The sequence below is a fragment of the Lysobacter sp. K5869 genome, assembly GCF_018847975.1.
Classification (GTDB): Bacteria; Pseudomonadota; Gammaproteobacteria; order Xanthomonadales; family Xanthomonadaceae; genus Lysobacter.
The window spans coordinates 4,311,173-4,338,168 of record NZ_CP072597.1 but is presented as its reverse complement, the minus strand read 5'-3'; the positions used below and the strand labels follow the sequence as shown (position 1 = coordinate 4,338,168).

Genomic DNA, 26,996 nt, shown 5'->3' with positions numbered 1-26,996 from the left:
GATGGACTCTGCACTGACCGCCGAACAGGCGCTCGCGCTCGCGCCGGACGGCGCTTCGGCCAAGGCCGCCACCGGGTTGGCGTCCGATCGGCATTGGGTGACTCTCGGCGGCGACGCCGATGCGCTGTGGGGCGAATGCAAGGGCAGCGGCGCCAAGCCGTATCAAGCCCAGGTCGATCTGGCCGCGCTGGTGACGCGCTGTTCCTGCCCCAGCCGTAAATTTCCGTGCAAGCACGCGCTGGCCTTGCTGCTGATGCATGCGCGCGGCGGCATCGCCGCGGCGCCGCGGCCGGCGTGGGTGGAGGAATGGCTGAACTCGCGCCGCGACCGCGCCGAGAAGAAAGAACAAGCCGCGGCCAAGGCCGTCGCCGCGCAGGCGGCCGATCCCGACGCCGCCGCGGCCGCTTCGGCCAAGCGCGAAGCCGCGCGCTGGAAGCGCATCGATCAAGGCACCGCCGAATTGCAGCGCTGGATCGGCGACCAACTGCGTCGCGGCCTGGCCTCGTACGGCCCGCAGCAACGCGCCGAATGGACGGCGATGGCCGCGCGCATGGTCGATGCGCAGGCGCCGGCGCTGTCGGCGCAGGTGCTGGCGGCGACCGAGGCGATGGCCGCGGGCGTGGCCGGCGCGCAGGCGGTGGTCGAGCGCTTCGGCCTGATCTGGCTGCTGTGCGAGGCGGTGACCCGGCGCGACGCACTGTCGCCGCAGCGGCTGGCCGACGTGCGCACCGCGTTGGGTTGGGGGTACGACAAGGACGATCTGGCCACGCTCGGCGAAAGCCTGAGCGATCGCTGGATCGTCCAAGGCCAGCGCATCGACGAACGCGACGACCGTTTGTTCGAACGCCGCGTGTGGTTGCGCGGGCAAAGCAGCGGCCGCGACGCGCTGCTGCACGACTACGCGTACGGCGGCCGCGGCTGGGAACAGCAGTGGCTGGACGGGCGCAGCGTCGAGGCGACTCTGCGCTTCTTCCCCGGCAGCGCGCCGCTGCGCGCGCTGGCGTTGGAGCAGGGCGCCGCGCAGCCGGCGCCGCGCTGGTCGCAGCCGGCGCTGGAGGCGATCGAGCGCGCGTCGCAAGCCTTCGCCGCCAACCCGTGGCTGCAGTGGTGGCCGCTGAGCCTCGCCGACGCGGTGCCGCTGCGCGAGAACGAGCGCTGGTGGCTGCATACGCCGGCCGGGCGCTTGCCGTTGGCGCTGGGCGAGGCGGCCGGCTGGAATCTGCTCGCCCACAGCGGCGGCGCGGCCTTGCAGGTGATGGGCGAATGGGACGGCCGCGAGCTGCGGCCGTTGAGCGCGTGGCGCGGCGAAGACGCGGCGCAGAACTGGAGTCTGGCGGCATGAGCGGCGCCGATTGGATCAAGCCGGCGTTGATCGGCATCGACGGCGCGCGCGCGACGGCGTTTCCCGCGCCGGTCGGCGCCTTGCTCGACGAAGCCGGCGACGACGACGCGCTGGCGCGCTACGCCCGCGGCGCCGCGGCGATGGCCGCGTGCCGGCTGGCCGCGGTGGACGTGGCCCCGTCCGCGGCGGAACCGCCGCCGGCCGCGCCCGCCGACCCGCGCATGCTCGGCGAAGGCGAACCGCTGGCGCCGGCCTTGCGCGCGATCTTCCGCGGCGACAGCGAGCGCCTGCATCACGAAGCCTGCCGGCGTCTGGCCGAACTCGGCCGCGCGCTGCCGGCCGGCGCGCTGGCGTCCGCGCTCGACGCCGGCCAGCGCCGCGCGCGCCTGCGCCCGGCGTTGCTACCGGTGCTGGGCGAACGCGGTTTGTGGCTGGCGCGGCTCAATCCCGATTGGCGTTACGCCGACCGCGGCGCGTCCGCCGCGAGCGAGCCGGCCGATCCGTTCGCCGAGGCCGAGCGCATCTGGCAGGAAGGCAGTTTCGAGCAACGCCAGGCGCTGTTCGCGCAGTGGCGCGCGGCCGATCCGGCGCGCGCGAGAGAATTGTTGCAAGCGCAGTTGGGCGAGCTGCCGGCGAAGGAACGCGCGGCGTTCGTCGCCGAATTCGACACCGGCCTGAGCGCCGGCGACGAACCCTTGCTGGCCGGCCTGCTCAAGGACCGCGGCCGCGAGGTGCGCCGCTTCGCCGCCGCCTTGCTGGCGCGGCTGCCGCAATCGGCGCACGCGCTGCGGCTGCGCGCGTGGCTGGCGCCGCGGGTGACCCAGGAACGCGCCTTGCTGGTCAAACGTTGGGTCATCGACGCGCCGCAAGCCGCCGATCCCGAATGGGCGTCGGCCGCCATCGATACCGTTCGCCCGCAGAACGACGCGCTCGGCGAACGCGCGTGGTGGCTGTATCAGCTGGTGCGGCAAGTGCCGCTGAGCTGGTGGCGCGAGCACACCGGCATGGACGCGCCCGCGCTGCTGGCCTGGGCGGCCAAGAGCGATTGGAAGGAAGCGCTGTACCGCGGCTGGCTCGAACGCATCCATCGCGACGACGGCGACTGGGCCGCGGCGATGCTCGACGCGCCCGGGCGCGCCTTCCACGGCCATCACGCCGGCTTGCTCGGCTTGTTGCCGCCGGCGCAGCGCGTACGCCATTGGCCGAGCAGTTTCGAGTTGCTGTGCCGCAGCGGCCGCTTCGACGAAGTGGTCGGCGCCTGCGCGCCCGGCGAGTGGCTGCCGCTGGAGTATTCGCGCCTGATCGGCGCCGGCCTGGAGCAGTCCGGCGAGACCCTGCGCCAGGACTGGAGCCTGCGCCAGAACGCCCAATCCCTGCTCGAAGTGCTGCACCCGCAGGCGCTGCGCGGCTGGCGCGCGCCGGCGCGCGGGCCCGACGACACCTCGGCGCTGGCCGATTGCCTCGCCGGGCTCGAACGCACCGCCGACGCGCGCCGCCTGCTGCACGCCTGAGCCGCCTTTCTTTCGCACATCACCTTTACACGGAGTTCCGATGACCGCCGCCGTCCTGCGCCAACACGCCGAAATCCAGTTCGCCGAAGAACTCGAACAACTGGCCAAGGCCGACGACCGCCAGCGTCCCGCCAACTGGAAGCTGTCGCCGTGGGCGGTGGTGACGTATCTGATCGGCGGCAAGCTCGACAACGGCTTCGAGATCAGCCCCAAGTACATCGGCAACCGCCGCTTGATGGAGATCGCGGTCGCCACCGTCGCCACCGACCGCGCGCTGCTGCTGTTCGGCGTGCCGGGCACGGCCAAGTCGTGGGTGTCCGAGCATCTGAGCGCGGCGATCAGCGGCGACTCGACCATGCTGATCCAGGGCACCGCCGGCACCAGCGAGGAACAGATCCGCTACGGCTGGAACTACGCGCAACTGCTCGCCCACGGCCCGAGCGAGAACGCGCTGGTGCCGAGCCCGATGATGAACGCGATGAAGCTCGGCAAGATCGCCCGCGTCGAAGAGCTGACCCGCATTCCCGCCGACGTGCAGGACACGCTGATCACCGTGCTCTCGGAAAAGACCTTGCCGGTGCCGGAACTGGGCAGCGAAGTGCAGGCCGCGCGCGGTTTCAGCGTGATCGCCACCGCCAACAACCGCGACAAGGGCGTCAACGAATTGTCGAGCGCGCTCAAGCGCCGCTTCAACACCGTGATCCTGCCGGTGCCGTCGAGCGAGGAAGAGGAAGTCTCGATCGTGGTCAAGCGCGTGCACGAACTCGGCCGTGCGCTGGAACTGCCGGCCGAGCCGCCGGCGCTGAAGGAAGTCGCGCGGATCGTGCGCATCTTCCGCGAACTGCGCAACGGCCAGACCGAGGACGGCAAGTCCAAGCTCAAGACGCCGAGTTCGACCCTGTCCACCGCCGAGGCGATCTCGGTCATCAACAACGGCATGGCCTTGGCCGGCCACTTCGGCGACGGCGTGCTGCGTCCGGCCGACATGGCCGCGGGCATGATCGGCGCGGTGGTCAAGGATCCGGTGCAGGATCAAGTGGTGTGGACGGAGTATCTGGAAACCGTGGTCAAGGAGCGCGCCGAGTGGAAGGATCTGTATCGCGCCTTCCGCGAACAGCTCTGAGCGCGGCATGAGCGCGACGCTCGGTTATTTCGGCATCCGCCACCACGGCCCGGGCTGCGCGCGCAGCCTGCGCAAGGCGCTGGACGCGTTGCAGCCCGATTGCGTGCTGATCGAAGGACCGGCCGGCGCGGAAGCGCTGGCGGTCGAACACTTGCGCGATGCGCAGCTGCAGCCGCCGGTGGCGCTGCTGTCCTACGGCGTCGACGATCCGCAGTTGGCGGTGTTCCATCCGTACGCCGAGTTCTCGCCGGAATGGCAGGCGATGCGCTGGGCGGTGGAGCGCGGCGCCGAACTGCGTTTCATCGACGTGCCGGCCGGGGCCAGTCTGGCTTGGCAGCGCGCGCGGCGCGAGGCGTTCGGTGCGGTTGCGGCCGCGCCGGACGCGGACGTGGGCGAGGGCGAGGGCGAGGCGGCATCGCCGCCCGAGGAACTCGCCGACGACGCGGCGCGGGTCGATGCGGTTCCCGCCGAAGCGGACGTTTCCTCCGAGACCGCAGCGGCCGAAGACGCCGTCCACGCGCACCACCGCGACCCGCTCGACTGGCTCGCTCACGCCGCCGGTTACGCCGACGGCGAGAGCTGGTGGAACCACATGGTCGAGGAGCGCGGCGACGGCGAAGGCCTGTTCGAAGCCATCGCCGCGGCGATGGGCGAACTGCGCGAGAACGCCGAATTGCGCAACGGCCTGGACCCGCGCGAGGAACTGCTGCGCGAAGCGCATATGCGCAGCGGCATCCGCGACGCGGTCAAGCAAGGTTTCGCCCGCATCGCCGTGGTCTGCGGCGCCTGGCACGTGCCGGCGCTGACCGGCAAGGCCACCGCCGCGGCCGATAAAGCCCTGCTCAAGGAACTGCCCAAACTCAAGGCCGCGGCGACCTGGGTGCCGTGGACGTATCGACATCTCAGCAGCGCCAGCGGCTACGGCGCCGGCATCGATTCGCCGGGTTGGTACGAACATCTGTGGCGGCACGGCGGCAGCCAGGGCCGCACCGTAGGCTGGTTCGCACGGGTCGCGCGGGTGCTGCGCGAACACGCGCTGGACTGCTCGTCCGCGCACCTGATCGAAGCCGCGCGTCTGGCCGACACCCTGGCCGCGCTGCGCGAGCGCCCGGCGCCGAGCCTGGACGAACTCAACGAAGCCACCCTGAGCATCCTGTGCAACGGCGACGACGCGCCGATGCGGCTGATCGAGCAATCGCTGATGATCGGCGAGCGGATCGGCTCGGTGCCCGAATCGGTGCCGACCGTGCCGCTGCAGCGCGACCTGGAAGCCCAGCGCAAGCGCCTGCGGCTCAAGCCCGAGGCGCTGAGCAAGCCGCTCGAACTCGACCTGCGCAACGACACCGACCTGCAGCGCAGCGAACTGCTGCACCGTCTGCTGCTGCTCGACATCGGCTGGGGCCGGCTCGGCGGTGCGGGACGTTCGCGCGGCAGTTTCCGCGAAGTGTGGGAGCTGGCGTGGCAGCCGGCGTTCGAGATCGAACTGATCGTCGCCAGCCGCTACGGCCAGACCGTCGAGCAGGCCGCGACCGCGCGCGCGATCGAGCGCGCGCGCCAGACCGAGCGTCTGCCGGATCTGTCGCGCCTGATCGACCGCGTGCTGCTGGCGAATCTGCCCGGCGCGGTCGAAGCGGTCGCCGCCGAGCTGCAGGCGCGCGCCGCGGTCGACGCCGATCCGCTGTCGCTGCTGGCCGCGCTGCCGGCGCTGGCCAACGTGCAGCGCTACGGCAACGTGCGCAACACCGACGCGGCGCAGGTGCGGCATCTGTTCGACGGCATGCTCGCGCGCGCTTGCATCGGCCTGACCCTCGCGCTGGGCGGCCTGGACGAAGCCGCCGCGAGCGATGCGCGCGAAACCCTGCTCGCCGCCGACCGCGCGGTCGAACTGCGCGATGAGGACACTCAGACCGCGACCTGGCGCGGCGCGCTGCGTCAGATCGCGCTGGCTTTGAGCGCCACGCCGCTGCTGCGCGGTCTCGCCACGCGCTTGCTGTTCGACGCCGGCGCGTTCGACGGCGAAGCGGTGGCGCGCGAGTTGAGCCTGAACCTGTCGTTGGGCGCCGAACCTTTGGAGGCGGCGCAGTGGCTGGACGGCTTCCTCAACCGCAACGCCGCGGTGCTGTTGCACGACGACGCGGTGTGGGCGCTGATCGACGGCTGGATCTCGAACCTCGGCCACGAGCACTTCCTGCGCGTGGTGCCGCTGCTGCGGCGCAGCTTCGCCGAATTCGAGGCCGCCGACCGGCGCGACCTCGGCGTGCGGGTCAAGCGTCCGGTCGGCGCGGCGCCCGCGTCGGCGGCGCAATCGTCCTGGGACGCCGCCCGCGCGGCGCGCGCGCTGCCGCTGCTGCGCGAACTGTTCGGCCTGAGCGCCGTGGGAGACGCGCATGAGCGCTGAAACGAATCCGCCCGCCGACGCGGCCGTGCCGAGCTCGCGCGAGGAGCGCTGGCGCATGGTGCTCGGCAGCGAGGCGCAGGACAGCTGCGGCGGCCTCGGCGCCGGCCTGTCGCCGATGGACGCGGCCCTGGCCGCGCTGTACGAACCCTCCGGCCCCGGCGGCCTGTCGCGGCGCGGCGGCCGCGGCGGTTCGGCGCCGAACGTGGCGCGCTGGCTCGGCGACATCCGCAAATACTTCCCGACCAGCGTGGTGCAGGTGATGCAGCGCGACGCGCTGCAGCGCCTGGACCTGCGCCAGATGCTGCTGGAAAAGGAAATGCTCGAAGGCCTGCAGCCCGACGTGCACATGGTCGCCAATCTGGTGTCCTTGTCGGGCGTGATTCCGGCCGAGACCAAGGACACCGCGCGCATGGTGGTGCGGCGCGTGGTCGAGGAACTGATGCGCAAGCTCGAAGAGCCGATGCGCTCGGCGGTGACCGGCGCGCTCGACCGCGCCCGCCGCACGCGCCGGCCGCGGCATGCCGAGATCGACTGGAACCGTACCATCCGCGCCAACCTCAAGCATTGGCAGGCGCAGTACAAGACCGTGATTCCGCAGCAGTTGATCGGCTTCGGCCGCAAGTCGCGGCGGCCGCAGCGCGAGATCACCCTGTGCATCGACCAAAGCGGCTCGATGGCGGCCTCGGTGGTGTACTCGAGCATCTTCGGCGCGGTGATGGCTTCGCTGCCGGCGGTGGCGACGCGGCTGGTGGTGTTCGACACCGCGGTCGTGGACATGACCGAACAACTCGACGACCCGGTCGACCTGTTGTTCGGCGTGCAACTCGGCGGCGGCACCGACATCCACGGCGCGGTCGCTTATTGCCAGAGCCTGATCCGCGAACCGCGCAACAGCATCCTGGTGTTGATCTCGGATCTGTACGAAGGCGGCGTCGAAGCCAAGCTGCTGGCGCGGGCGCAGGAACTGGTCGAAGCGGGCGTGCAGTTCATCGTGCTGCTGGCGCTCAGCGACGAAGGCCGCCCGGCTTATGATCAAGCGCTGGCGGCGAAACTGGCGGCGCTGGGCGTGCCGTCGTTCGCGTGCACGCCGGATGCGTTTCCGGGGTTAATGGCGGCGGCGATCCGGCGCGACGACGTGAATCAGTGGGCGGCGGGGAACGGGTTGGTGCCGACGCGGGCGGAGGGATAAAGCGGGGCGGGGAGAATGCGAATGGATGCAATCTCAGGTCTCGCCACTCCACTGCGTCGTCCTCCCCGACCCGTCATTCCGGCGAAAGCCGGAATCCATTTTGACTTTGCCTTGGCTGTTTCTCTTTGCTTTGACGCATCCCCAAGCAAAGCCCACGCCCCGCAGCCCCGAAGGGCGTGCGCATGGATGCGCACGCGCGCCATGGGTCAGGATGACCCTTATGGCGCGGCCCCGCGCCGCTATGAGCCCTAGTGGCTTTTGATTCGAAAACAAGGAAAGCGCCTTTCTTTGGTTGCTTTCTTTGGCAAGACAAAGAAAGTGACCCGGCCGCTTGCGGACGGAACGCTCTGGATTGAGGCTTGTCGTCACTCGTTGCTTCGGAAAGAGCAAAGCCAACAGCAAAGTCAAAATGGGTTCCGGCTTTCGCCGGAATGACGGAGTGTGAGCTGCGCTTCTCGCAGGTGGCGATGGCGGACACCCTGCCCACCGTCATTCCGGCGAAAGCCGGAACCCATTTTGATGTTGCTTCCGCTTCCGCTCGCAAGAGCGCACGACGACAAGCGAAGATCAAACGCTTAAAGCTTTCGTCCGCAAGCGGCCGAGTTACTTTCTTTGTCTTGCCAAAGAAAGTAACCAAAGAAAGGCGCTTTCCTTGTTTTCGAATCAAGAGCCACTAGGTCCAGCACCGGGCGCGGGGCTGCGCCGTAAGGGGCATCCAAGCCCCTACGGCGCACGCGCGCATCCATGCGCGCGCCCTCCGGGGCTTTGGGGCGTGGGCCTCGGGTGGGGAGGCGTCAAGGCAAAAAGAAACGGCTAAGGCGACGGCAAAGTCAAAATGGATTCCGGCTTTCGCCGGAATGACGGTGTTGGAGTTGCACGACATCGAGAATGTGGCCGTGCTACGCCGCTTCGGCTAGCTTTCGCCCACAACGGCAGCGCAGACGGCTCAGGCCACGAAACGCGGGGCGTAGGGGATTTTCGGTTGCCCAAAAAGCAAAAGGCCCGAGCGAACGCCCGGGCCCTTCGCAAACCACGGTCTGGCTTACGCCGCCTTCTTCGCCGCCAACTGCCGCAGCACGTAATGCAGAATGCCGCCATGCCGGAAGTACTCCACTTCCTTCGGCGTCAACAGCAACACCTTCGCCTCGAACGTCGTCTCGCCGCCGTCGGCCTTCTTCGCCGTCACCGTCGCGGTCTTGGCCTTGCCGTCGTCCAGCCCGGTCACGCTGACCACTTCGGAACCGTCCAGCCCCAGGGTCTGCGCGTTCTCGCCGTCCTTGAACTGCAACGGCAGCACGCCCATGCCGACCAGATTGGAGCGGTGGATGCGCTCGAAGCTCTCGGCGATCACCGCCTTGACCCCGAGCAGGTTGGTGCCCTTGGCCGCCCAGTCGCGCGAGGAACCGGTGCCGTATTCCTTGCCGGCGAACACCACCAGCGGCACGCCGTCGGCCTTGTACTTCATCGCGGCATCGAAGATGGCCAGCTTCTCGGGCTGCGCGCCGTCCTTGCCGTAGTACAGCGTGTTGCCGCCTTCTTCGCCGCCGAACATCAGGTTCTTGATGCGGATGTTGGCGAAGGTGCCGCGCACCATCACGTCGTCGTTGCCGCGGCGCGAGCCGTAGCTGTTGAAGTCCACCGGCTGCACGCCGCGCGAGATCAGGAAGCGGCCCGCGGGCGAGTCCTTCTTGATGTTGCCGGCCGGCGAGATGTGGTCGGTGGTGATCGAATCGCCGAACAGGCCCATGACGCGCGCGCCGTGGACGTCGTCGATGCTGCCGACCTGCATGGTCATGCCGTCGAAGTAGGGCGGGTTCTTGATGTAGGTCGAGGACTCGTCCCAACGGAACGATTCGCCGTCCGGCGAGGCGATCTGGTTCCAGCGCGTATCGCCCTTGAACACGTCGGCGTAGTTCTGCGCGAACAGTTCCGGCCCGACCGTCGCGGCGATGGTGTCGCCGATTTCCTTGTTCGACGGCCAGATGTCGCGCAGGAACACGTCCTGGCCGTCGCTGCTCTTGCCGATCGGTTCCTGGGTCAAGTCGATGTTGACCGTGCCGGCGATCGCGTACGCCACCACCAGCGGCGGCGAGGCGAGGTAGTTGGCCTTCACTTCCGGATGCACGCGGCCTTCGAAGTTGCGGTTGCCCGACAGCACCGAGGCGACCACCAGTTCGTTCTCGGCGATGCCCTTCGACACTTCGTCCGGCAGCGGGCCGGAGTTGCCGATGCAGGTGGTGCAGCCGTAGCCGACCACGTAGAAGCCGAGCTTCTCCAGATCGTCGAGCACGCCGGCCTTCTTGAGGTAATCGGTGACCACCAGCGAGCCCGGGCCGAGCGAGGTCTTCACCCACGGCTTGGACTTCAGGCCCAGGCGTGCGGCGTTGCGCGCGAGCAGGCCGGCGCCGAGCATCACCGCCGGGTTGGAGGTGTTGGTGCAGGAGGTGATCGCGGCGATCACCACCGAGCCGTCGGAGAGTTCGGCGTCCTGGTCCTGGATGCGGATCTTCGACACCGGCTTGGCCGCGAGCTGGCTCGCTTGCGGCTGATTGCCGCCTTCGCCGTTGAGTTCCTCGATCGCGCAACCCACGCCGCGCGGCTTGCGGTTGGCGACCAGCGGGCCGAGGTTGTCCTGGAAGTTGGCGTGCACGTTCTCCAGCAGCACGCGGTCCTGCGGGCGCTTGGGGCCGGCCAGCGACGGCTTGACGTCGCCGAGGTCGAGTTCGAGCGTGGCCGAGTACTGCGCGTGCGGCTGGCCCGGCTCGTGCCACAGGCCCTGGGCCTTGGCGTAGGCCTCGACCAGCGCGATCTGATCCTCGCCGCGGCCGGACAGGCGCAGGTAGTTCAGCGATTCGGCGTCGATCGGGAAGATGCCGCAGGTCGCGCCGTACTCGGGCGCCATGTTGGCGATGGTGGCGCGGTCGGCCAGCGGCAGGTGCTGCAGGCCGTCGCCGTAGAACTCGACGAACTTGCCGACCACGCCGTGCTTGCGCAGCATCTGGGTGACGGTCAGCACCAGGTCGGTGGCGGTGCTGCCTTCGGGCAGCTTGCCGGTCAGTTTGAAGCCGACCACCTGCGGAATCAGCATCGAGGACGGTTGGCCGAGCATCGCCGCCTCGGCTTCGATGCCGCCAACGCCCCAGCCGAGCACGCCGATGCCGTTGATCATCGTGGTGTGGCTGTCGGTGCCGAACACGGTGTCCGGGAACGCCTGCAGCTCGCCGTCGACCTCGCGGCCCATGACCACGCGGGCGAGGTTCTCCAGGTTCACCTGATGGACGATGCCGGTGTTCGGCGGCACCACCTTGAAGTTCTCGAACGACTTCTGGCCCCAGCGCAGGAAGCTGTAGCGTTCCTTATTGCGGTCGAATTCGATCTTGCCGTTGAGGTCGAGCGCGTCGGGACGGCCGAACACGTCGACCTGCACGGAGTGGTCGATGACCAGTTCGGAGGGGATCAGCGGATTGATCTGCTTGGCGTTGCCGCCGAGCTTGCCGACCGCGTCGCGCATCGCCGCCAGATCGACCACGCAGGGCACGCCGGTGAAGTCCTGCAGGACCACGCGCGCCGGCATGAAGGCGATCTCGGTGTCGGGCTCCTTCTTGGCGTCCCACTGCGCGACCGCCTCGATGTGCTCCTTGCCGACCGTGGCGCCGCCGTCTTCGTGGCGCAGCAGGTTCTCCAGCAGGATCTTCATCGAGTAGGGCAGGCGGGCGATGTCGAAGCGCTCGCCCAGCGCCGGCAGGCTGAAGTAGGTGTAGTCGCGGCCGTCGACGGACAGCTGGCGTCGGGTGGAAAACGAGTCGCTCATGCGGTGAACTCCTGTATGAAGTGCTGGCTCGCGCCTCGCGCCGGGCGAGGATCGGCTTGCGATGGACCGTGCGGCGCAGTGCGTGGCGGGGTCTGTGGCCGGATTATCCACCAGTTGCCGATGGCCCGATGTGCATAGGGTGTCGAGGCGCTGCGACCGCGACGGCGGTGGCGGTTCCGCGTTTCCGGCCGGTCGCGCGGCTTTTGTCGCGTATTTCGCTCGCCGCTTGGCGGCCGGTCCCGTGCGGGCGACAACACAGCGTTGCGCGGAATGCGCGGGCGCGGCGAGCGATGGGTCGCGCGCCGCGCCGTCGCGCATCGGGCGAGGATGCCCGCGCTTTGTTTCGCTTCGGCGAGTCGGCGGGCGCGCGGCGCGAAGTCGCCGTCGGGGTTCGGGGCGATCGCGTCGCGCATCGGCTTTGCGCAGAAGGCGCGGCGGCCGGGGTGCGTGGCGGAGGCCCGTGGCGATGCGTTGCGAGCCCGACCGGCCGCGGCGATGCCGTCCGCCGCGGCCAGGACGGCTAGGGCGGCGGCGGTGCGGAAGGGGCGGGGCGCCGGCGAGGGCCTGACTTGCCGGTACGTATGGCTGAACGGCTACGGTCGGAGGATCCGGGCGTAGCGATGACGGCGCCCCCGCAACCGTCCGGCTGACGTGATTTCAACTAATTGAAAAATATGAATTTAATCCCTGAAACGCGATTCCCGTGCCGGACCTTTCGCTTCCCGGCACGAGGCTCCCCGCCGCTGTCCCGGCGCCCAGGGAGGGCCTCAGGTATGTATAATGCCCGCATACTTTCTGGAGCGTACTCATGGAAGCGACCGTCGCCGAACGAGGCCAGATCACCCTGCCCAAGGCAGTGCGCGATGCGCTCGGCCTGACCAAGGGCACGCTGCTGAAAGTCGAGCTGGACGGCAGCCGCATCATCCTGCGCAAGAGCGTGGACGATGCGATCTCCAAGGCCCGGGGCAAGTTCGCCCTGGACGGCTTCGAGTCCGGCGAAGACGCCGCGCGCGCGATGCGCGACGAGGAATGAGCCGGTGATCGCGGTCGATTCGCCGGTCCTGATCGAATTGCTGAGCGACGGCCCGCAAGCCGACGCGGTCGAATCCTGCCTGCGCCAGAGTCTGGTCGGCGGCCGCGTGGTCGTCTGCGACGTCAGCCTGGCCGAGATCTGCGCGGCGCTGCGCGGCGGCGCGCAGGCGCAGGAAGCGCTGGAGGAAATGGGCATCCATTTCAGCGCGCTGGAAGCCAAGTCGGCGTTGCGCGCGGGCGAGATGCACCGGCGCCACCGCCAGCGCGGCGGCGCGTCGCGCGGCTTCGGCGCGTTCCTGACCGGCGCCCACGCCTTGCTTCAGTGCGACGGCCTGATCACCTGGAACGACACGTTTTATCGCGACTACTTCAAGGGCTTGAAGCTGATCGTGCCGCAAGCCTGAGCCCGCCGGCGCGGCCTTCGGGCCGAGCCGCACGCACGACCTACATCCGTTTTTTTGCGCCCCACACCACCAGATCCACGCGGAGAATTTTTATGTTGGAAGCCTATCGCCACCACGTTGCCGAGCGCGCCGCGCTGGGCATTCCGCCGCTGCCCCTGACCGCCCAGCAGACCGCCGAGGTCATCGAACTGCTGAAAGCCCCGCCGGCGGGCGAGGGCGAGTTCCTGCTGGATCTCATCACCCACCGCGTGCCGGCCGGCGTCGACGACGCCGCCAAGGTCAAGGCCTCGTATCTGGCCGCGGTCGCCTTCGGCACGGAGAAGAACGCTCTGATCTCGCGCGCCCGCGCCACCGAACTGCTGGGCACCATGCTCGGCGGCTACAACATCCATCCGCTGATCGAGCTGCTCGACGACGCCGAAGTCGGCGCGGTCGCCGGCAACGCGCTCAAGCACACCCTGCTGATGTTCGACGCCTTCCACGACGTGCAGGAAAAGGCCGAGAAGGGCAACGCCCACGCCAAGGCCGTGCTGCAGAGCTGGGCCGACGCCGAGTGGTTCACCAGCAAGCCGGAAGTGCCGCAGAGCATGACCGTCACCGTGTTCAAGGTGACCGGCGAAACCAACACCGACGACCTGTCGCCGGCGCCGGACGCGACCACCCGCCCGGACATCCCGCTGCACGCGCTGGCGATGCTGAAGAACAAGCGCGACGGCATCGAGCCGGAAGAAGACGGCAAGCGCGGCCCGATCGCCTTCATCGAATCGCTGAAGGACAAGGGCCACCTGGTCGCCTACGTCGGCGACGTGGTCGGCACCGGCTCCAGCCGCAAGTCGGCGACCAACTCGGTGCTGTGGTTCACCGGCGAAGACATCCCCTTCATTCCGAACAAGCGCTTCGGCGGCGTGTGCCTGGGCTCGAAGATCGCGCCGATCTTCTACAACACCATGGAAGACGCCGGCGCGCTGCCGATCGAACTCGACGTGTCGCAGATGGACATGGGCGACGTGGTCGAGCTGCGTCCGTACGAAGGCAAGGCGTTCAAGAACGGCGAACTGATCGCCGAGTTCGCGCTCAAGTCCGACGTGCTGCTGGACGAAGTCCGCGCCGGCGGCCGCATTCCGTTGATCGTCGGCCGCGGCCTCACCGCCAAGGCGCGCGAAGCGCTGGGTCTGGCCCCGTCCACGCTGTTCCGCCTGCCGCAGAACCCGGCCGACAGCGGCAAGGGCTACTCGCTGGCGCAGAAGATGGTCGGCCGCGCCTGCGGTCTGGCCGAGGGCCAGGGCATCCGTCCGGGCACCTACTGCGAACCGAAGATGACCTCGGTGGGCTCGCAGGACACCACCGGCCCGATGACCCGCGACGAGCTCAAGGATCTGGCCTGCCTGGGCTTCTCGGCCGATCTGGTGATGCAGTCGTTCTGCCACACCGCGGCCTATCCGAAGCCGGTCGACGTCAAGACCCACCACGAGCTGCCGGCCTTCATCAGCAACCGCGGCGGCATCGCGCTGCGTCCGGGCGACGGCGTGATCCACTCGTGGCTCAACCGCATGCTGCTGCCCGACACCGTCGGCACCGGCGGCGACTCGCACACCCGCTTCCCGGTCGGCATCTCGTTCCCGGCCGGCTCCGGTCTGGTCGCGTTCGCCGCGGCCACCGGCGTGATGCCGCTGGACATGCCCGAGTCGGTGCTGGTCCGCTTCAAGGGCGAGATGCAGCCCGGCGTGACCCTGCGCGATCTGGTCAACGCGATCCCGCTGGCCGCGATCAAGTCGGGCCTGCTGACCGTCGCCAAGCAGGGCAAGAAGAACATCTTCTCCGGCCGCATCCTGGAAATCGAAGGTCTGCCGCAGTTGAAGGTCGAGCAGGCGTTCGAGCTGTCCGACGCCTCGGCCGAACGTTCGGCCGCGGGCTGCACGGTCAAGCTGGATAAGGAACCGATCGTCGAGTACCTCAACAGCAACATCACCTTGCTGAAGTGGATGATCGCCGAAGGCTATGCCGACCCGCGCTCGCTGTCGCGCCGGATCAAGGCGATGGAAGCGTGGCTGGCCAACCCGCAGCTGCTGGAAGGCGACGCCGACGCCGAGTACGCCGCGGTGATCGAGATCGACCTCAACGAGATCGTCGAGCCGATCGTCGCCTGCCCGAACGACCCGGACGACGTGAAGACCCTGTCCGACGTCGCCGGCGCGGTCATCGACGAAGTGTTCATCGGTTCGTGCATGACCAACATCGGCCACTTCCGCGCCGCCGCCAAGCTGCTGGAAGGCAAGCGCGACATCCCGACCCGCCTGTGGGTCGCGCCGCCGACCAAGATGGACGCGTCCGAACTCACCAAGGAAGGCCACTACGGCACCTTCGGCACCGCCGGCGCGCGCATGGAAATGCCGGGCTGCTCGCTGTGCATGGGCAACCAGGCGCAGGCGCGCGAGGGCGCGACCGTGTTCTCGACCTCGACCCGCAACTTCCCCAACCGTCTGGGCCGCAACACCAACGTGTACCTGGGTTCGGCCGAACTGGCCGCGATCTGCTCGCGTCTGGGCCGCATCCCGACCCGCGAGGAGTACATGGCGGACATCGGCGTGATCAACGCCAACGGCGACAAGATCTACCGTTACATGAACTTCGATCAGATCGCCGACTACAAGCAGGTCGCCGACACCGTCGCCGCCTGATTCCGGCCGTAACACGCGCAACCCGAAAACCCCGGCGCGAGCCGGGGTTTTCTTTTCCGCACGGCCGCGCGCGCAACGCATCGAAAGCCCGCGTCGCGCGTGCGACACCATGAAGGGTGGGGGTAGCCCCGCCTTCGCTCGTCTTCAACGAAACACAGACAAGGACTTCCAGTCATGAATATTTCGCCGCTTCGTTTCGCCGCGACCGCCGCATTGGCGCTGGCCCTGGGCGCGCCGCTGGCCGCGGCCGCCGCCGAAGACGAACCCTACCGCGACGGCGCGCAGGTGCGCGCCGAACTGGTCAAGGTCCTGACCTGCCAGGCCAAGCGCGACGAATTCATGCGCGTGGGCAACGCGCTGACGCCGCTGTACTACGACAAGCCGGCCCAGCCCGCGCTGGCCGGATGGCGCAAGGCCAAGGACGCGAACACCTTTGTGACCATTTTCGACATGCCCGAAGCGATCACGGTCTACGGCCACTCCACCAAGCAGGTGATGATGGTCGGCGAAGGCCTGCTCGCCGTGGTCGACGGCGACGTCGCCGACGCGCTGTCCAAGCAACTCAAGCTCAAGGCCAGCGACGAACCGCTGGCCCGGCACATCCGCGTGCGCGAGATCAGCCGGGAAACCCTGGGCGACGGCATCGACACGACGGTCACGCAGACGGTCAGCACCATCACCAGCCATCCGGGCAAGACGATGGTGGGGTGCGAGTACAAGATGGTGTGGTGAGGCGGGTTGCCCGCAGGCGCGCGCGTCTGCGGGCCGACGCCGGCCGCCCCGTTGGCGCGGCCGCGGCTCGCCCGCCGCCACGTTCCCGCATGGAGCTGCTGTAGGAGCTGCGCAAGCTGCGACCGCGAAACCGCAGACGCCGGCGAAAGCACGAAGCCGCGAAGCTCCGAACTGGCGCGAACGTTTAACTGGCGCGGTCGCGGCTCGCGCCGCTCCTACAGGGGACGCCCGCCGCCGCGTTCCCGCATGGAGCTCCTGTAGGAGCTGCGCAAGCTGCGACCGCGAAACCCGCAGTCGCCGGCGAAAGCATGAAGCCGCGGGGCTGTCCAGAGTCGCTCAGCTTCGGATCGGCGCAGCCGTTTCATTGGCGCGGTCGCGGCTTGCGCCGCTCCTACAGGGGGCGCCCGTCGCTACGTTCCGGCATGGAGCTCCTGTAGGAGCTGCGCAAGCTGCGACCGCGAAACCTCAACCGCCGGCGAAAGCACGAAGCCACAGGCGAAGCGAACCCCCGCGCGACCACCGCGCTCCCATCGCCCGCGCTCAATCCAAGCGCGAATCGATCGAATCCACCATCGCCCGCTTGCGCAAAATGAAGTCCCAATAGCTGCCCCCGAGCTGCCGCCACAGCACCGCCGAACGCACCGCCGAGAGCAGCACCGCGCGCACCTCGGCGACCACGCCGGGCTGGCCGAGGTAATGCGGATTGCCCTGCACCAGCACGCGCGGGCGCAGGTGGCTCAAGGTGTCGGCGTACAGCGTGCCGAGCGCGGCGATCACGTCGGGGTGGCTGCTGCCCAGGCGCTGGGCGTTGTCGGCCTGATCGCGGATGCCGCGCAGCACCTTCTCGGTCATCTCGGCGTCCTGGACGAAGCGCCGCTCCAGTTGCAGCACCGCCAGCCCCAGGCGCGGCAGGTGTTCGTCCTTGATCCGGCTGCTGAAGTAGTCCTGCGCCAGCATCAGGCCCGGGCGCAGCTGCGCCGCGCCGCCGTACACCGCCGAGGGCGAGGAGGCGTCGATGCGGAACACCGAGTCCAGCGCGGTCTGCAGCACGCTGGCGTTGGCCTGGCCGGTATCGGCGATGCGCCGCACCTGGGCCAAGGCCTGGGCGAGGCCGGCGAGGGCGAGGACACGTTCGGAAAGTTCGGCCATTACGGATTCGTCGTCGAAAAAGGAGAAGTCGCGCCGGCGCCGGGCGTTGCTGCGTCGGTGGCGGCGATCACCGCGCCGCCGAGGCATTCCTCGCCGGCGTACAGCACCAGCGACTGGCCCGGCGTCACCGCGCGCTGCGGTTCGGCGAAGCGCACCGACAGGGTACCGTCATCGCCCACCTCGACCTCGCACGACTGGTCGGGTTGGCGGTAACGGGTTTGCGCGGAGCAGGCGAAGCGGCGCGCCGGCGCGCTGCCGGCGATCCAGTGCGCGGTCTCGGTGGTCAGCGCCTGCGAGCGCAGCCACGGCGTGTCGCTGCCCTGGTCCACGTACAGCACGTTGCCGGCGACGTCCTTGCCGACCACGTACCACGGCGCCTGCTCGAAGCCGCGCACGCCGCCGATGTTGAGGCCTTCGCGCTGGCCCAGGGTGAAATAGAACACGCCCGGATGGCGGCCGACGGCGCGGCCGTCGGGCGTGCGGATCTCGCCTTCGCGCGCGGGCAGGTAACGCGACAGGAATTCGCGGAAATCGCGCTCGCCGATGAAGCAGATGCCGGTGGAATCCTTCTTGGCCGCGGTCGGCAGGTTCGCCGAGCGCGCCATCTCGCGCACGTCGCGCTTGAGCAGTTCGCCCAGCGGGAAGCGGGTCGCGCGCAGTTGCGCCTGACCGAGCTGGTGCAGGAAATAGCTCTGATCCTTGCTCCGGTCCAGCGCCTTGAGCAGGCGGAAGCGGCCGTCCACGGCATCGACCCGGGCGTAATGGCCGGTGGCGATGTAATCGGCGCCGAGCTCGCGCGCGGCGTCGAGGAAATGCTTGAACTTGATCTCGCGGTTGCAGAGCACGTCCGGGTTGGGCGTGCGGCCCGCCGCGTACTCGGCGACGAAGTGCTCGAACACGCCGGCCCAGTACTCGCCGGAGAAATCGCGGAAGTGGATCGGCAGGCCGAGCCGGCCGGACACCGCGACCGCGTCGCGGCGGTCGTCCTCGGCGCGGCAGTCGCCGCTGCCGTCGTCGGCCCAGTTCTGCATGAACAAACCCGAAAGGGCTTGCCCGGAATCGCGCAGCAGCAACGCGGCGACCGACGAATCGACCCCGCCCGACATGCCCACGATGGTGTCCGCCGACCTCGTCATGACCGTCACACCGGCGCGGCGGCGTCCGCGAAATGCTGGACCAGATCGAGCGAATGGCGGCGCCCGCCGAGGTAGTCGGCGGCGACCCGCCACACCAGCGGGCTGCGGTGCTGATCGCCGCGCGCCTGCAACTCGGCCGGGGTCATCCACAGCGCCTGCACGATGCCTTCGTCGAGCGGGCGCGCCGGGTCGTGGCTGACCGGCTCGGCGGCGAAGGCGAAACGCAGGTAATGGCGGCCGCCGCTGCCGTCGGCGGCGACCGGCGCCTTCCACTGGTAGGCGCCGACGAACGCGGTCAGGCGCACGTGCCAGCCGGTTTCCTCCAGCGTCTCGCGCAGCGCGGCCTCGATCAGGCTCTCGTCGGGCTCCAGATGCCCGGCCGGCTGATTGAGCACGAGGCGCCCGCCGACGGTCTCCTCGACCATCAACAGGCGGCCGCCGTCGACCACCACGGTGGCCACGGTCACGTCGGGTTGCCAGAAACGGCCTTCGCGGTAGCTCACGTTAGAAATCGTCCTGGCCGGGGGTGAGTTCGGCTTCCATCTGGTCGGCCGCGCGCACCGCGTAGTCGATCGCATCGTCGAGGGTGTGGTTCGGCGCGTCCGCGTCGATCTTGACCACGAACACCGCGACCCCGTCCTGGCTGACCCAGCCGCCGAGCTTGCTCAGCTGGCCGTCCTCGAGCAGGCGGTTGGCGATCGGCGCCGGCAGCGCGCCGCCGTCGGCGGTGCGGTAGGCCGGCGACCAGATCTCGCGCACCTTGAGCGAACCGAAGCGCTGCGTGCGCGACAGCACGTAGGCCATCTGGCTGCGCTTTTCGTCCAGGCCGAAGGTGAGGACGAAGTCGCCGTCCTCGTCGACCTGATACTTGTAACCCAGCGCGTCGAGCTGGGCGCGGACCTGCGGATCGCCGTTCTTGGAGACGGCGGCCTGGGCGGCGCCGGCGGAGTCGCCGTCGCGACCGGGTTTGGCCGCCGGCTTGGCTTCGACGGGCGGCTTGGCGTCGAGCGCCGGACCGGCGTCGGCCGATACCTTGGCCGCCGTCTTGGCCGCCGCGGCGTCGGCCGCCCACGCGGGCGCGGCGGCGAGCGCGCTCAGCAGCAGCGCGGTGCGGGCCAGACGGAACGTGGAGCCGGTCGGAAAGCCGGGAGCGAGGCGCATGCGGGTCCTTGAATTCTTCGGCATCGGCGCAATCTGCACCGACGGCACCGCTACAGATGGCGGCGCTGCGGCATTTTGCAATGCGGCCGTGCACGCGTCCACGCCGCGCCGCCGCTTCACGTCTCCCGCGACCGGCGGGGGCAGGGGTCTATAATCCGAGCATGGCCAAACAGACCGATCACGAACATAGCCACGGGGTGCTGGTGGAAACCGGCAAACCCGAGTTGGCCCGTCCTCCGCTTTACTCCGTCATGCTGCTCAACGACGACTACACCCCGATGGACTTCGTCGTCGAGGTGTTGATGCGTTTTTTCCCGATGAACGTCGAAAAAGCCACCCAGATCATGCTGCACGTGCATACCCGCGGCCGCGGCGTATGCGGCGTCTTCACGCGCGAAGTCGCCGAATCGAAGGTAGCGCAAGTGAACGAATTTTCAAGGATGCATCAGCACCCCTTGCTGTGCACGATGGAAAAGGCCTAAAAGGGAGCTGAAGCACCCCCTGTGGGGCGGGGCATGGAAAAGCCGGCGAGCGCCCCCACGTAGCGTGCATACGTCCTGGAGGCTCCGCCCCATGTTCAGCAAGGATCTCGAATACAGCATCGGCCAGTGCTACAAGCGCGCCCGCGAGGCGCGCCACGAGTACATGACGGTCGAACACCTGCTGCTCGCACTACTCGACAACCCGTCCGCCGAGGCCGTCCTCAAGGCCACCGGCGTCGACTTCGCGCGCTTGCGCAGCGACCTGGAACAGGCCATCGCGACCTCGGTCCAGGTGTTGCCCGACGACGTCGACCGCGACACCCAGCCCACCCTGGGCTTCCAGCGCGTGCTGCAACGCGCGGTCTACCACGTCCAGTCCTCGGGCAAGAAGGAAGTCACCGGCGCCAACGTGCTGGTGGCGATCTTCGGCGAAAAGGACTCGCACGCGGTCTACTTCCTCAACCAGCAGGACGTGGCCCGCCTGGACGTGGTGAACTACCTCTCCCACGGCATCGTCAAGCACAACGGCGAGGACGGCCACGCCCACCACGAGGAAGAGTCCAGCAAGCCGCCGGAAGGCATGGACGGCGAGGGCAAGTCCGACGCGCTGGCCGAGTTCGCCAGCAACCTCAACCAGCTCGCGCGCGAAGGCAAGATCGACCCGCTGGTCGGCCGCGCCGACGAAGTCGAGCGCACCATCCAGGTGCTGTGCCGCCGGCGCAAGAACAACCCGCTCTACGTCGGCGAAGCCGGCGTGGGCAAGACCGCCATCGCCGAAGGCCTGGCCAAGCGCATCGTCGACGGCGAGGTGCCCGAGGTGCTGCGCAACGCGACCATCTTCGCCCTCGACCTGGGCGCGCTGGTCGCCGGCACCAAGTACCGCGGCGATTTCGAGAAGCGCCTCAAGGCGGTGCTGGCCCAGCTCAAGAAGCAGCCCGAGTCGATCCTGTTCGTCGATGAGATCCACACCATCATCGGCGCCGGTTCGGCCAGCGGCGGCACCATGGACGCCAGCAACCTGATCAAGCCGGCGCTGTCCTCCGGCGAGCTGCGCTGCATCGGCTCGACCACGTTCCAGGAATACCGCGGCATCTTCGAGAAGGACCGCGCGTTGGCGCGGCGCTTCCAGAAGATCGACATCGTCGAGCCCACGGTCGGCGAGACCTATCAGATCCTGCAGGGGCTCAAGCCCAAGTACGAGTCGCACCACGGCGTCACCTACGCCGACGACGCGCTGCAGGCCGCGGTCGACCTGTCGGTCAAGCACATCGGCGACCGCCTGCTGCCGGACAAGGCCATCGACGTCATCGACGAGGCCGGCGCGCGCCAGCGCCTGCTGCCGGAGAGCGTGCGCAAGAGCCTGATCGACATCGAAGAGATCGAGATGATCGTCGCCAAGATGGCGCGCATCCCGACCAAGCAGGTGTCGGCCAGCGACAAGGACGTGCTGCGCAATCTCGAACGCAACCTCAAGATGGTGATCTTCGGCCAGGATCCGGCCATCGAGACCCTGGCCTCGGCGATCAAGCTGGCGCGCTCGGGCCTGGGCAATCCGGACAAGCCGATCGGCAACTTCCTGTTCGCCGGCCCGACCGGCGTGGGCAAGACCGAGGTGACCAAGCAGCTCGCGCTGCAGTTGGGCATCGAGCTGGTGCGTTTCGACATGTCCGAGTACATGGAGCCGCATTCGGTCAGTCGTTTGATCGGCGCGCCTCCGGGCTACGTCGGCTTCGACCAGGGCGGCTTGCTGACCGAGAAGATCGTCAAGACCCCGCACTGCGTGCTGCTGCTGGACGAAGTCGAGAAGGCGCACCCGGACATCTTCAACATCCTGTTGCAGGTGATGGACCGCGGCACGCTCACCGACACCAACGGACGCGAGGCCAACTTCAAGAACGTGATCGTGGTGATGACCACCAACGCCGGCGCGGCGCAGGCGGCGCGGCGCTCGATCGGCTTCACCAAGCAAGATCACGCCACCGACGCGATGGAAGTGATCCGCAAGAGCTTCTCGCCGGAATTCCGCAACCGCCTCGACGCGGTGGTGCAGTTCCAGGCGCTGGGCTTCGACCACATCCTGCGCGTGGTGGACAAGTTCCTGATCGAGCTGGAAACCCAGTTGCACGAGAAGAACGTGTCGCTGTCGGCCACGCCGGCCGCGCGCGACTGGCTGGCCCAGCACGGCTTCGACCCGCTGATGGGCGCGCGGCCGATGGCGCGGGTGATCCAGGATCGGATCAAGCGTCCGCTCGCCGACGAACTGCTGTTCGGCAAGCTGGTCGGCGGCGGCCGGGTCAGCATCGATGTGCGCGACGATCAGCTGGTGGTCGATGCGCAGGCCGAACCCGAGCGTTTGTTGCCGGCGACGGTGTGATCCTCGGCGCCGCTCGCGCGGCACGGCGAAAAGGCGGCCTTCGGGCCGCCTTTTTCGTTCGCGTGGTTGGGTTGCTTGCGTTTATCGGTTCGCGAACGATGCCGCGAAGAAGCCGCATGCGGACCGGCCGCATGCGGAACAGCGGAAAACCGTTGCGTCGCGCGCGCGGGGGACGCGCGCGGCGCGGTTCGGGCCGCCCAGTGCGGACGCCGTGAGCGAACGGCGCCGCGATCGACGGCTCAGCGCTTGATGTAACGCTTGAAGGCTTGTTCGTCGATCTTTTCGACCCGCGAAATCGCGCAGTAATCGCGCTGCGTGATCAACTTGGAGCCCTGCGGGCAAAGCCGGTTTTCCTGCTTGTCGGTCGAGATCTTGAGCTTGGCCGAATAGCCCAGGTCGTTGCAGCCGTAGCGCATTTCGGCGCGGTAGTACTGATCGCCGTCGCGCACCGCCACGGCGCCGTCGCCGGCGCGGCGCACCACGTGCTGAGCGCTCAGTTCGACGCAGTCTTGCAACGGATCGGCGGCGAACGCGGGCGCGGCGGTAACGGTAAGCGCGGCGGCGATGGCGATGGCGATGGCGGACAACAGCTTCATGCTTGCATCCTCGGACGTGGGGTAGGGCGGAGCGTGTGGGCAATCTAACGACGGCAGCGCGCGGACAAATCTGAAGAAAGTAGCGGTGACATTCGTCACGCGTGACCTCCGGCCTAGTCGCGGGCGGCTTGGATGGGAGCGACGCGGCAACACGAGGCCGTCGCCGCGCGGAGGCGCGACGCGATGGCGATGCGGGCTGCGTTCGATTCGATGCGTAGATGCGCTCGCGTGCGAAAAGGTTGCAGCGGCGCGCCGGCGATTTTTTCGCGATGTGCCGCATCGAGGTCGGTCGCGCCGCGTCTAAGCGATGCGATGCGGGGCGATGCGGGGCGATGCGGCGAGACATCGTGCACATGCGCACGCTCGCGGCCGCGCGTCCTGCCGGCGCGTGCGTACGCAGGCGGGTGCGCCGGCGCGCAGGCGCGCGACGCGCACGAGGATTCGGATCCGCCTTCGATGTTTTCGTGTTGGATCACGTTCGCCGCGCCGCCGCCGGTCGCTGCCCGCGAGCGCGTGCTGCATCGCGGAACGCCTTGCGCCCGCACCCGCGCGAAACGCGCGCTGCGTCGCAAGCGCGGCGTGCGCGGCGGCGCGCGTCCTGTCGTTTCTGCCAGCCCGCGCCAATACGGCCGACTGTCGCTGCTACGTTCCAGTGGCCCGTGGATCGCGGGCGGCGGCCGTCGCGGCCGTCTTCACCAGGAAGAGGAGTCCGATTCGATGAGCAAGCGTTCTCTGGCGGCCTTGGCCGCGTTCGTGTTTTCCGCCGCCACCGTCGCCGCCTCGGCCGCGCCGCCGCTGGGTCCGTGCCAGCAGTGCCGGGCCGAGTACCAGTGGTGCATGAACAACGGCGGCTGGGACGGCACCCGCGACTGCGAATCGCCGTTCAGCGATTGCCTGATCTGGGCGGGCTGTCCGCTGGAGTAAGGATCGACGCCCGCGGCGGTCTGGCCGCGCATCTGCGGAACTGCGAGCGCCGGCACGCCGCCGGCGTCGTCCCGGCCGCCGGCCGTTGCCGCCGCCGCGATCATCGGCGGTAAGTTCGGCTTCGAGCGCTTCCCTTCACCGCCGCAAGAAAGAAAAGGAGTTCGTATGAAACACCGCCGCATCGCGCTTTCGGCGCTGGCCGCCTTCGTGTTCTCGCTCTCGGCCGCCGTGGTCGCGGGTACGCCGCCGGTCGATCCCTGTCAGGAGTGCACCGATAAGTACCAGCGCTGTCAGGAAGTTCCGCATCCCGGAGACTGCGACGGTCCTTATTTCTACTGCCAGCTCAAGGCGGGTTGTTTGCTGAAGTCCGACGCAGCGACCTGATTTCTGGCCGAGCGGCGTGTTCGGTCCGGCGCGGCCGCGTTCGATTCGCGAGCGCGGCACGTCGGCCGGGGCGCTCCCGGCAGGGAAGCGCAGAGGCACGGCGGCGAGGGGCCGGGACGAATCCGGCCTCCGCGAGCGTGCGTTGGGTCGGGCGGGGGTTGGCCAGCAGGCGAGGCCGCAATCGCGCAACCACAAAAAAGGCGGCCAATGGCCGCCTTTTTTCAAACAGTTACCGCGCTCACTTCATGCGGTAGGTGATGCGGCCCTTGGTCAGATCGTAGGGCGTCATCTCGACCTTGACCTTGTCGCCGGTCAGGATGCGGATGTAGTTCTTGCGCATGCGACCCGAGATATGGGCGATGATTTCGTGCCCGTTTTCGAGACGCACGCGGAACATGGTGTTCGGAAGGGTTTCCGCCACCGTGCCCTCGAATTCGATCACGTCGTCTTTTGCCATGTGCTTCCCAGGAAGGTGGACTCGCAGAGTCCTGGAGTCGGGTGTTGGGCGTCGCGCGCCCGCGAAGCCGCGCATTTTGCCACGGGAGCGGCTCAGGAGCAAAAAATCCGTTAATGCGGCCGCTCGCGGGCGCCAGGACGCGGCTCAGCCGGGCTCGGAACCCGCGCCGGGCAAGGGTTCGGCCAGTTCCGCGGCGGGCCGTTCGCCGAAGCGTTCGGTCCACGGGCCGGGCTCGAAACCCGGCGCGGCGGCCAGTTCGGCGGCCTCGGCCAGGAATTGCGCCCGCGGCATCGAGACCGCGCCCAGGCTCAGCAGGTGCGGGTTCTCGACCTGGGCGTCGAGCAGCGGCCGGCCCCAGCCGTGCAGACGCCGGGCCAGCGCCGCCAGCGCCGCCTTGGAGCCGCCGGAGACCGCGCTGAACATGCTTTCGCCGTAAAACATGCGGCCGATGGCGATGCCGTAGATGCCGCCGACCAAGGCCTCGCCGTCGAACACTTCCACCGAATGCGCGTGCCCGAGTCGGTGCATGCGGGTGTAGGCCTCGATCATCTCCGGCACGATCCAGGTGCCGTCCTGGCCCGGGCGCGGCGCCGCGGCGCAGGCGGCGATCACGGTTTCGAACGCGGTGTCGGCGCGCACGGTCCAGCCGCTGCGGCGCAGGTCGCGGCGGAACCTGGACGCCAGATGCACGGCGTCGGTGCGGAACACCGTGCGCGGGTCCGGGCACCACCACAGCAGCGGGTAGCCCTCGCTCGGCCATGGGAACACGCCGGCGCGGTAGGCGTTGAGCAGGCGCGCCGGGCTGAGGTCGCCGCCGACCGCGAGCAGGCCGTCGGGATCGTCCAGGGCGCGGTCGCCCGGCGGGAACGGCGCCTCGGGGTCTTTGGCCAGCAGGAACGGCAGGCGGTTCATGCGTCCGACGATGGCGAATCCGCCGCCGCGGCGCCGTGACCGCCGTCGTCGCAGGCGGCCGCCTTGAACGGCGAATGCGCGCGCAAGGTCTGCGCGTAGCGCCGCACCGAGGCCGCTTCTTCGCGGCACCACGGCCGCAGCGCGTCGCGGAACGAGGGATGGGCGATCCAGTGGCGGCTGCGCACTTCGGTCGGCAGGAAGCCGCGCGCGATCTTGTGCTCGCCCTGGGCGCCGGGCTCGAACGCGTGCAGGCCTTCGCGCAGGCAGTACTCGATGCCTTGGTAGTAGCAGGTCTCGAAATGCAGCCCCGGCAACTCGGCGCGCGCGCCCCAGTAGCGGCCGTAGAGCGTGTCGGCGCCGCGCAGGCACAGCGCGCCGGCGACCGGTTCGCCCTCGTAGTCGGCGAAGAACATCACCAGCGCGCGCGGCATCGCGCGCGCGAGGTGCTGCAGGAATTCCAGCGTGAGCGCGGCGTGGTTGCCGTACTGGTCGAAGGTGTTGCGATAAAACCCGTACATCGTCGCCAGATCCGCCTCGCTCGCATCCGCGCCTTCGACCGTGCGGAAACGCACGCCGGCGCGCGCGACCTTGGCGCGCTCCTGACGGATGTTCTTGCGGTGCTTATGGTCGAACGCGGCGAGGAACTGATCGAAATCCCGCCAACGATGGCCGTGCGCGTCGGGCGGATTGCGCCAGTGGTATTGCACGTCCACGCGCGCCAGCCAGTCGGCGTCGCCTTCGGCGGCGAAGGCGGCGTCCTCGTCTTCGAGGTGGAAATTGACGTGCGCCGACGACAGCGCCTGGCGCGCGCACAGCTGTGCCATCGCGCGCAGCAGCAGGCGCCGATGCTCGGGCTCGCGCGCGAGCAGGCGCGGGCCGGTCACGGGCGAGTAGGGCACCGCGGCCAGCCACTTGGGGAAGTAATCCAGGCCGTGCTGGTCGTAGGCGCGCGCCCAGGCGTGGTCGAACACGAACTCGCCGTGCGAGTTCTGCTTCAGGTACGCGGGCATCGCCGCGATCAGTTCGTCGTCGCGCCAAACCGTGAGGTGATGCGGCGTCCAGCCCCAATCGGCGCGCACGCAGCCGCTGGCTTCCAGCCCGTGCAGGAAGGCGTGGGCGACGAAAGGGTTGGCGCCGTCGTGCAGCGCGTCCCAGTGCGCGGCCGGGACTTCGGCCAGCGCGCCCAGCAGGCGGATCGAGA

At 68.9% G+C, this 26,996-nt stretch carries 23 protein-coding genes; 13 read left to right on the top strand and 10 right to left on the bottom strand.

From position 1 onward, the window contains the following. Position 1 precedes the first annotated feature (1 nt). The 5 genes from J5226_RS18205 to J5226_RS18185 are packed head-to-tail and all read left to right on the top strand — an operon-like array spanning position 2 to position 7,563. The gene (locus J5226_RS18205) at positions 2–1,342 is read left to right on the top strand and encodes an SWIM zinc finger family protein (RefSeq protein ID WP_215835833.1); all 1,341 of its coding nucleotides are present in this window, start codon (positions 2–4) and stop codon (positions 1,340–1,342) included. Beyond that, a complete protein-coding gene (locus tag J5226_RS18200) occupies positions 1,339–2,853 on the top strand; it encodes a DUF5691 domain-containing protein (protein WP_215835832.1) in 1,515 nt (504 codons plus the stop codon). The genes J5226_RS18205 and J5226_RS18200 overlap by 4 nt, the downstream gene beginning before the upstream one ends. 40 nt (positions 2,854–2,893) lie before the next feature. Further along, positions 2,894–3,976 (top strand): AAA family ATPase, encoded by a 1,083-nt coding sequence (locus J5226_RS18195; RefSeq protein WP_215835831.1) that lies wholly within the window; start codon positions 2,894–2,896, stop codon positions 3,974–3,976. A 7-nt stretch (positions 3,977–3,983) separates the two neighbouring features. Next, on the top strand, positions 3,984–6,374 hold the full coding sequence (locus tag J5226_RS18190) for a DUF5682 family protein (RefSeq protein WP_215835830.1): 2,391 nt from the start codon (positions 3,984–3,986) through the stop codon (positions 6,372–6,374). Beyond that, positions 6,364–7,563 (top strand): VWA domain-containing protein, encoded by a 1,200-nt coding sequence (locus tag J5226_RS18185; RefSeq protein ID WP_215835829.1) that lies wholly within the window; start codon positions 6,364–6,366, stop codon positions 7,561–7,563. Before J5226_RS18190 ends, J5226_RS18185 begins: the two co-directional genes overlap by 11 nt. Positions 7,564–7,636: 73 nt before the next feature. Here the strand turns inward: J5226_RS18185 and J5226_RS18180 are convergent, their stop codons facing one another. Both J5226_RS18180 and acnA read right to left on the bottom strand, forming a co-directional pair. Beyond that, positions 7,637–8,230, bottom strand: coding sequence for a hypothetical protein (locus J5226_RS18180; protein ID WP_215835828.1), 594 nt, complete (start codon positions 8,228–8,230; stop codon positions 7,637–7,639). 375 nt (positions 8,231–8,605) lie between these two features. After that, complete coding sequence (acnA, locus tag J5226_RS18175) at positions 8,606–11,374, bottom strand: aconitate hydratase AcnA (RefSeq protein ID WP_215835827.1); 2,769 nt, start codon at positions 11,372–11,374, stop codon at positions 8,606–8,608. A gap of 808 nt (positions 11,375–12,182) precedes the next feature. Between acnA and J5226_RS18170 the strand changes: the two genes are divergently transcribed. From J5226_RS18170 to J5226_RS18155, 4 genes are all read left to right on the top strand, one after another. Further along, positions 12,183–12,407 carry an AbrB/MazE/SpoVT family DNA-binding domain-containing protein gene (locus J5226_RS18170; protein ID WP_215835826.1) on the top strand — a complete coding sequence of 75 codons (225 nt, stop codon included), beginning with the start codon at positions 12,183–12,185 and terminating at the stop codon, positions 12,405–12,407. Between the two features lie 4 nt (positions 12,408–12,411). Next, positions 12,412–12,810 carry a type II toxin-antitoxin system VapC family toxin gene (locus J5226_RS18165; protein WP_215835825.1) on the top strand — a complete coding sequence of 133 codons (399 nt, stop codon included), beginning with the start codon at positions 12,412–12,414 and terminating at the stop codon, positions 12,808–12,810. A gap of 92 nt (positions 12,811–12,902) precedes the next feature. Further along, positions 12,903–15,488: a bifunctional aconitate hydratase 2/2-methylisocitrate dehydratase gene (acnB, locus tag J5226_RS18160; RefSeq protein WP_215835824.1), complete on the top strand. Its 2,586-nt coding sequence runs from the start codon at positions 12,903–12,905 to the stop codon at positions 15,486–15,488. A gap of 174 nt (positions 15,489–15,662) precedes the next feature. Next, positions 15,663–16,220 (top strand): hypothetical protein, encoded by a 558-nt coding sequence (locus J5226_RS18155; protein ID WP_215835823.1) that lies wholly within the window; start codon positions 15,663–15,665, stop codon positions 16,218–16,220. A 540-nt stretch (positions 16,221–16,760) separates the two neighbouring features. Here the strand turns inward: J5226_RS18155 and hflD are convergent. The 4 genes from hflD to J5226_RS18135 are packed head-to-tail and all read right to left on the bottom strand — an operon-like array spanning position 16,761 to position 19,666. Continuing rightward, positions 16,761–17,369 (bottom strand): high frequency lysogenization protein HflD, encoded by a 609-nt coding sequence (gene hflD / locus J5226_RS18150; RefSeq protein ID WP_215835822.1) that lies wholly within the window; start codon positions 17,367–17,369, stop codon positions 16,761–16,763. Next, positions 17,369–18,505: a tRNA 2-thiouridine(34) synthase MnmA gene (gene mnmA, locus J5226_RS18145; protein WP_215835821.1), complete on the bottom strand. Its 1,137-nt coding sequence runs from the start codon at positions 18,503–18,505 to the stop codon at positions 17,369–17,371. The genes hflD and mnmA overlap by 1 nt, the downstream gene beginning before the upstream one ends. 5 nt (positions 18,506–18,510) lie before the next feature. After that, complete coding sequence (locus J5226_RS18140; RefSeq protein ID WP_255322846.1) at positions 18,511–19,008, bottom strand: NUDIX hydrolase; 498 nt, start codon at positions 19,006–19,008, stop codon at positions 18,511–18,513. A gap of 1 nt (position 19,009) precedes the next feature. Next, complete coding sequence (locus J5226_RS18135; RefSeq protein ID WP_215835819.1) at positions 19,010–19,666, bottom strand: hypothetical protein; 657 nt, start codon at positions 19,664–19,666, stop codon at positions 19,010–19,012. A 161-nt stretch (positions 19,667–19,827) separates the two neighbouring features. On the opposite strand from J5226_RS18135, the gene clpS reads away from it, so the two are divergent. Further along, positions 19,828–20,148, top strand: coding sequence for an ATP-dependent Clp protease adapter ClpS (gene clpS / locus J5226_RS18130; RefSeq protein WP_215835818.1), 321 nt, complete (start codon positions 19,828–19,830; stop codon positions 20,146–20,148). 91 nt (positions 20,149–20,239) lie between these two features. Next, entirely contained in the window at positions 20,240–22,522 is a 2,283-nt protein-coding gene (clpA, locus tag J5226_RS18125; protein ID WP_215835817.1) for an ATP-dependent Clp protease ATP-binding subunit ClpA, read from the top strand. Between the two features lie 239 nt (positions 22,523–22,761). Here the strand turns inward: clpA and J5226_RS18120 are convergent, their stop codons facing one another. Beyond that, positions 22,762–23,118, bottom strand: a complete 357-nt coding sequence (locus tag J5226_RS18120) for a DUF6491 family protein (RefSeq protein WP_215835816.1) — start codon at positions 23,116–23,118, stop codon at positions 22,762–22,764. 717 nt (positions 23,119–23,835) lie between these two features. Between J5226_RS18120 and J5226_RS18115 the strand changes: the two genes are divergently transcribed. Beyond that, on the top strand, positions 23,836–24,042 hold the full coding sequence (locus tag J5226_RS18115) for a hypothetical protein (RefSeq protein ID WP_215835815.1): 207 nt from the start codon (positions 23,836–23,838) through the stop codon (positions 24,040–24,042). Between the two features lie 165 nt (positions 24,043–24,207). Further along, positions 24,208–24,426: a hypothetical protein gene (locus J5226_RS18110; protein ID WP_215835814.1), complete on the top strand. Its 219-nt coding sequence runs from the start codon at positions 24,208–24,210 to the stop codon at positions 24,424–24,426. 238 nt (positions 24,427–24,664) lie between these two features. Here the strand turns inward: J5226_RS18110 and infA are convergent, their stop codons facing one another. The 3 genes from infA to J5226_RS18095 form a co-directional block, all read right to left on the bottom strand. Continuing rightward, positions 24,665–24,883 (bottom strand): translation initiation factor IF-1, encoded by a 219-nt coding sequence (gene infA / locus J5226_RS18105; RefSeq protein ID WP_031372296.1) that lies wholly within the window; start codon positions 24,881–24,883, stop codon positions 24,665–24,667. Between the two features lie 144 nt (positions 24,884–25,027). Beyond that, the gene (gene aat / locus J5226_RS18100) at positions 25,028–25,795 is read right to left on the bottom strand and encodes a leucyl/phenylalanyl-tRNA--protein transferase (RefSeq protein ID WP_215835813.1); all 768 of its coding nucleotides are present in this window, start codon (positions 25,793–25,795) and stop codon (positions 25,028–25,030) included. Continuing rightward, positions 25,792–26,991 carry a GNAT family N-acetyltransferase gene (locus J5226_RS18095; protein WP_215840490.1) on the bottom strand — a complete coding sequence of 400 codons (1,200 nt, stop codon included), beginning with the start codon at positions 26,989–26,991 and terminating at the stop codon, positions 25,792–25,794. The genes aat and J5226_RS18095 overlap by 4 nt, the downstream gene beginning before the upstream one ends. Positions 26,992–26,996: the final 5 nt, after the last annotated feature.